7 protein-coding genes and 1 other RNA gene are annotated in these 5838 nt (G+C 49.7%); 5 read left to right on the top strand and 3 right to left on the bottom strand.

All coding sequences use genetic code 11. The annotated features are described in order from the left end of the window. Positions 1 to 101: 101 nt before the first annotated feature. Positions 102 to 368: signal recognition particle sRNA large type (ffs, locus tag VB081_RS02160), an RNA gene on the top strand. 54 nt (positions 369 to 422) lie between these two features. On the opposite strand, the gene VB081_RS02165 is transcribed toward ffs, so the two are convergent. The 3 genes from VB081_RS02165 to VB081_RS02175 all read right to left on the bottom strand — a co-directional run bounded on the left by VB081_RS02165 (position 423) and on the right by VB081_RS02175 (position 3028). Next, positions 423 to 1157 (bottom strand): class I SAM-dependent methyltransferase, encoded by a 735-nt coding sequence (locus VB081_RS02165; RefSeq protein WP_323399211.1) that lies wholly within the window; start codon positions 1155 to 1157, stop codon positions 423 to 425. A gap of 67 nt (positions 1158 to 1224) precedes the next feature. Beyond that, positions 1225 to 1737 carry an FUSC family protein gene (locus tag VB081_RS02170; protein ID WP_323399212.1) on the bottom strand — a complete coding sequence of 171 codons (513 nt, stop codon included), beginning with the start codon at positions 1735 to 1737 and terminating at the stop codon, positions 1225 to 1227. A gap of 55 nt (positions 1738 to 1792) precedes the next feature. Continuing rightward, complete coding sequence (locus VB081_RS02175; protein WP_323399213.1) at positions 1793 to 3028, bottom strand: MFS transporter; 1236 nt, start codon at positions 3026 to 3028, stop codon at positions 1793 to 1795. Positions 3029 to 3204: 176 nt separating this feature from the next. On the opposite strand from VB081_RS02175, the gene VB081_RS02180 reads away from it, so the two are divergent. Genes VB081_RS02180 through VB081_RS02195 form a run of 4 tightly spaced genes read left to right on the top strand, consistent with a single transcriptional unit; the run spans position 3205 to position 5598 of the window. Beyond that, complete coding sequence (locus VB081_RS02180; protein ID WP_323399214.1) at positions 3205 to 3525, top strand: PadR family transcriptional regulator; 321 nt, start codon at positions 3205 to 3207, stop codon at positions 3523 to 3525. A 41-nt stretch (positions 3526 to 3566) separates the two neighbouring features. Beyond that, a complete protein-coding gene (locus VB081_RS02185; RefSeq protein WP_323399215.1) occupies positions 3567 to 4208 on the top strand; it encodes a permease prefix domain 1-containing protein in 642 nt (213 codons plus the stop codon). 15 nt (positions 4209 to 4223) lie between these two features. After that, a complete protein-coding gene (locus tag VB081_RS02190) occupies positions 4224 to 4583 on the top strand; it encodes a hypothetical protein (protein WP_323399216.1) in 360 nt (119 codons plus the stop codon). A 13-nt stretch (positions 4584 to 4596) separates the two neighbouring features. Beyond that, positions 4597 to 5598, top strand: coding sequence for a DUF4097 family beta strand repeat-containing protein (locus VB081_RS02195; RefSeq protein ID WP_323399217.1), 1002 nt, complete (start codon positions 4597 to 4599; stop codon positions 5596 to 5598). Positions 5599 to 5838: the final 240 nt, after the last annotated feature.

The raw sequence follows: 5838 nt of genomic DNA on the forward strand, positions 1-5838 counted from the left end.
CAGCATACCGGCGTACCGGTCAAGATGATCGGTGTGGGAGCCGGCCGTGAGGAATGTATTTTCCGCGGGCTGTAAGTGTGTGTAAGTAGTTATCCAGTTTGCCGTACTAGACGGGGAGTTAGCGGTGTCCTGTAACCCGCAAGCCGCTATAGCGGGGTTGAATTCCGCGCCGAGGGTTTCTCTTGTAAGGTATGGAGCACATTGTTTGATGTTGATGGATGGGTCCTGTGCAACGCTGCGTTGTGAACCCTGTCAGGTCCTGACGGAAGCAGCAGTAAGCAAATTGCCGCGTGTGCCGCAGGCGTGCCTGTTCTGAGTCAACGATGTGAGTTCCTCTCATGAGAGCAAATTCGGAGTGTGGTGTACGGCTATTTATTTAAAAAAGACGAGGCAGTTGCCTCGTCTTTTTATATAAATTCTTATTATTTTTTCTCTGCGGATACAATTAGCATCATCGGACGGCGAAGCTCATCGCGCATGCCCTCTACCGTGTCGAGCACTTCCTCACTTGGCTGCGGCTCAATGAGGCCGGTGATCATAAAACCAGAGGTGAGCAGCGTATTTAAGTATGTGGTAAGTGTCTTATGGTACTTGGTGACCTGTTCGCCTAAAAAGACGGAATCGCGCTTGCCTTCCGTAAAATAGCGGTCGACCGGCCAGTGCGCTATATTGCCGTTTTCGTCATAATACCAGTCTTCCGTGCCGTAGGCGGTGAATATGGGGTGCTCGACCGAGAAAACAAAAGCGCCGCCCGGCGAAAGATAGGACGAGACCTTGGCGCAGATTTCTTCAAAAGATTCGAGGTAGTGGAACGCGAGAGAGCTGATCACAATATCAAAATACCCGCAGGGGAAATCGACATCCTCGATGGGGGCGCAGATGTATTCGATTTTATTGGAACCGTTGCGGCGGCGCGCCTGTTCGAGCATCTTCTCAGAGATATCGATGCCGACGGCGGATTTTGCGCCGTGTTCGATCGCGTATTCGCAATGCCAACCGAAGCCGCAGCCTAAGTCGAGCACGCGCTTTCCCTTGAAGTCGGGGAGCATCGTTTGCAGGATATGCCACTCTCCCGCACCCGCAAGGCCCTTTACCGAACGATCCATCTGGCAGTATTTTTCAAAAAAAGCCTGATCGTCATATTTGTTTTCTTTCATGGTTGCCTCCATCTGTTCGGCTTCTTCTTATTACCAGTATAACATACGGAAAGGAGCGTGCAAACGTCTATTCGTCGTCATCTTCACAGGATGGCAGCTCTTTGGGATTGAACAAAAAACGGTTGATAGGCAGGGCGATCAGTACGCCGGCGACCGTTTCTGCCGTACGCGTCAACACATAGGGAAGCGTATCGAGCGTGGTGCCGGCATGCAGCAAAACGATAGCCATGAAGATCACGCAGCTCGGACCGACGGAATCCTTGATACCGAGGATGTTGCACAAAAAGATCAGCGCAAGGATGAGCAGCGGCAGGATGAGCAGGAACCAGTAGTCGGCATAGTGCGGGATCACGTTCGCAAGCTCCAACGGGATAAAGCTGAACAGTGAACCGATGATCGTGCCCAGAATGCGGTGCAGCCCCGTATGTTTTGATTTATCGTAGGTCGGCTGGATACACAGGATGGCGGCAATGACCGCAAAGGCCGCCGTCCGGTTGAGTATATAACCGAGCAGCAGGCAAACAAAGACTGCGATCGCTGTTTTGATCGCACGGTATCCAAGACGGTAACTGAGATCCATAGATAAATCGCCTCTCCTCGCTTAAGGGTTTTCCCTGTATTTTTAAACAGGAAACTTAATCGGTAATCAGCCCGTGCTTGAAGTGTTTGTTAAACAACATAAGTACGCCCACAAGTGCGCCGCAGATCCCTGTTATGATCATCAGTATCTCGATACGTATCTGGTCGGCAAGCGGGCCGAAAAAAGCCATGCCAAGAGGCATCATAGCGGTCATGACGATCTGTGTCAGGCTGAACACGCGCCCTTGCATGTTTGGATCGACCTGCTCTTGCAGCAGCACCATAGAAGGTGTTGTAAAGAAGGGAACGGAGCTGCCTGTCAAAAGGATCATGATGAGGAAGGCAACAAACCCCGGAACAATGCCGACAAACATCGTAAAGGTGCCGAACAAGATACAGCATAAAGCAATGGTGCGCATGCGGTTTTTAAAGCCGCCCCATATGGAAATAATGATCCCGCCAATCACGCTGCCTGCGGAAAAAGCAATCTCCGTCGCGGAAAGACGCCAATATTCGTCGCCAAACGTACGCGACACCATGAGCGGCGTCAGCTGTGCCGCAGGAACGATCAAAAAGAAAAAGATCGCGTAGAAAATGAAGTAGGCACGGAAAAACCCGCTGCTCCATACATATTTGAGGCCGGCCTTGAGATCGTCAAAATAACCGCCTTTTTGTTTGAGAAGCGCCTTTTCGTGTGCGGGCACCTTTAAAGCAAACATGATTATAATAGCGATCGTCGCTGTAAAAACGTCGACAAAAAAGACAGACTCCAGAGAAGACATGGACAAAAGTGCTCCGGCTGCCGCAGGAGATAAAATGAACATGACGGATTGCAGGCTGCCATTGATGCCGCCGATGCGCGTCAGCTTGTCCGTCGGAACGATCTGCGGCAAAAAGGCGTTTACAGCAGGCATCTGGATGCCCGCGCCAACAGAACGGATACCCGATACAAGAAAGATCATCCAAAGCTCATCGTGCCCCGACATGAAAAAGAACGCAAGGATCAGAGTGGCGGTCGCGGTCATCGCGTCTGCGGCAATGATCAGGAATTTCCGGTTAAAGCGGTCGGCCCATACGCCCGAAAAAAGGGAAATCACTACCTGCGGCGCAAAAGCGCAAATGGAAGCAATCGTCATGGTGCTACCCGACTGCGTGGAGAGCGTGATATACCAGATGATTGCAAACTGCACCAAAGAAGACCCGAACAGCGAGACCGTCTGGCCGGATAAGAATAGTATGATTTTGCGCTTCCAACCAATATATTGTGGGTTGGATTGTTCTGCTGCTGCCAATGTGTGCCCCCGTTATTTAGTGACTTTTTGCGTATTAGTTTGTAATGTTAATACACAATAAAAAGAAAGTCAAGAAAGATGTGATATATTTTTTAAAAATATACATTGACAGGCGAGGTATGTGAGAATATAATGTAAATTGAAATGCGAGATATTGGGAAAGGAGATGATGGTTTATGTCACTGACATCAGATTTGATCCGGGGACATACGGAGACGATTATATTGGCACAGCTGTTGAAAAAGGATAGCTATGGATATGAGATCAATAAATCGATACAGCAGACGACACAGGGTGAATATGAACTAAAGGAAGCAACGCTTTATTCCGCGTTTCGCAGGCTGGAGAACGCGGGCATGATCGAATCGTATTGGGGAGATGAAACGACAGGGGCGCGCAGGCGGTATTACCGTGTGACACCACTTGGAAGGGCGCTTTACGAGACGAATCAGGAAGACTGGGAAAAGACAAAGAAACTGATCGACAGCCTGATTTAGTACTTGAAAATATGGAAGGAATCATAACGGAGGATCAAAGTATGGAAGAAAATTTACGCCAATATGTAGAAAACCTGTTTGCAGATGCGCCCAAGAGCAAGAAGATGATCGAGCTGCGTCAGGAAATTCTCATGAACTTGAAGGAAAAGTATTATGACTTGATCAAATCGGGCGCGACGGAAACAGAAGCGTTTGAAGTAGTGAAAAGCAGCGTGGGGGATGTGGATGAGCTGATTGCGAGCGCAAGCGAATATGGCCCGTCAGACAAAGTCCAGGCGGAAGCGGAGCGCAGGAAATCAGCGAAGCTGGTGGCGATCGCGGTGGTTTTGTACATCTTATCGCCGGTGATGATCATTACCTTAGGAACGACGGGGCAGCCGATCATCGGGCTGACGCTTATGTTCGCGCTGATCGCGATCGCGACGGGGCTTCTTGTTTACAACAGCTCCCTAAAGCCCAGGTACGAAAAAATGGATGATACGATGGTGGAAGAATTTAAGCAATGGCAGGTGGAAACAAAAAAGAAGAACGAAAAACGCTCGGCCTATCTGGGTGCGTTCTGGTCGCTTGTCGTAGCGCTTTACTTCATCATCAGCTTTCTGACGATGGCTTGGTACATTACATGGATCATATTTTTGATCGCTGCGGCGGCGGAACAGATCATCAGAGCTTCTACCAAATAAGGATGGTGTATATAAATGGATGAACAACAGCAGCAACAACCGACAGACAAGCGCAAGGCATATTCAAGCGCATTCTGGCTTATTGTGGTGGCGGCGTACATTTTGATCAGTTTTGCGACACGCGCGTGGCATATCACGTGGATCATATTTTTGATCGGTGCGGCGGCGGAACAGATCATGAAGGCGGCGTTTATGACGGAAGGTGAAACGCAATCGAGAGAACACAGGGTCTCTACATATACGAGTGCGATGTGGATGATAATCGTGGTATTGTACTTCGTAATCAGTTTTACCACAGGGGCATGGGCGTTCAGCTGGGTGATATTCCTGATTGGTGCGGCGGTGCAGCAGATCGTAAAGGTCAACATAAAATAAGAGGAGCAATCATATGAGTAAAATTGGTAAAATCGTAATATGGTCAGTGATCGCTGTGATCCTTACGGCAGTGCTTGTGTGGGGCATCATTGGCGGGACGATGTGGAACAACGCATGGTCGGGCGTATCTAATATGTTCTCTAACGTAGGCATCAATCTGAACGGATTTTTTGACCAGATGCCGGAGGACGCGCAGACGAGCACAAATTTTGAAAAAGATGCGCAGGGCATCAAGCGGATATCGATGCAGTTTGTCGACGAGCGTGTGGAGATCGTGCTTTCTGACGACAAGGAGATCCGTGCGGAGCAGACGAGCAGGCAGCAGCTTGACGACGAGGACATCATGCATTATGGCGTGAAAAACGGGGAGCTGCTCATGCAGAGCGGCAGAGCCAAACAAACGATCTTTACGAACTGGGGCAGAAATAAGGACATCAAGATCACGCTTTATATCCCTAAGGAGTATGCCGGAATGCTCGACGTGAGTACGGTGTCGGGCTCGATCGATGTGCAGGGAATCAGCGGGAGCCGCGGAACCTTTGACACGACGTCCGGTGCGGTCGCTGTAAACGACGGTACTTTTAAGGAAATGAAAGCGGACAGTACAAGCGGTAGCATTGAGGTAAGCGGCACTTCTGCGGAAACCTTTGACGCGGATACCCTATCCGGCGCGATCTCGGCGCAGGGCACGCTTCTGGAAGTGGATGTCTCGAGCACGTCGGGCTCGGTGGACGTTGTTACGGAGCAAGCCAGAAAGTTTTCTGCGAATACGACAAGCGGTACCGTGCGGTTTGCGTGCAGCAATGCGGATAAGCTGGAAAAGATATCTGTAGATACGGTTTCGGGCTCGGTGGAGATCATCCTGCCGGAGAACAACGGATTCACCCTTTCGTATGACACGGTATCCGGCAGTACCAACAATGATTTTGCGATGAAGAACAACCAGTACAAGGGCGGAGATATCGCAATCGACGTCAATACGGTCTCCGGATCGCTTGACCTGTTCAACCGTTAAAATTCATGAACATTTAAGAAATTCTTATAAGTTATAAGAAAAAGATGTGATAGAATGAGAGAGGGTCAAGATCCTCTTTCGTTTTTTAAAGAGGAAGGATACGGCGCGCGCGGCCTAGCAGGGAAAGAGGTACTATGGACAGCGGTTATAAACTAGATACGGCGGCAACATTGTTTCCGCCTGTGACACGAAAAACGAATACGTCCATTTACCGTATCGCGGCCGTCCTGTATGAGCAGG

This window comes from Christensenella sp., from assembly GCF_034927525.1.
GTDB lineage: Bacteria > Bacillota > Clostridia > Christensenellales > Christensenellaceae > Christensenella.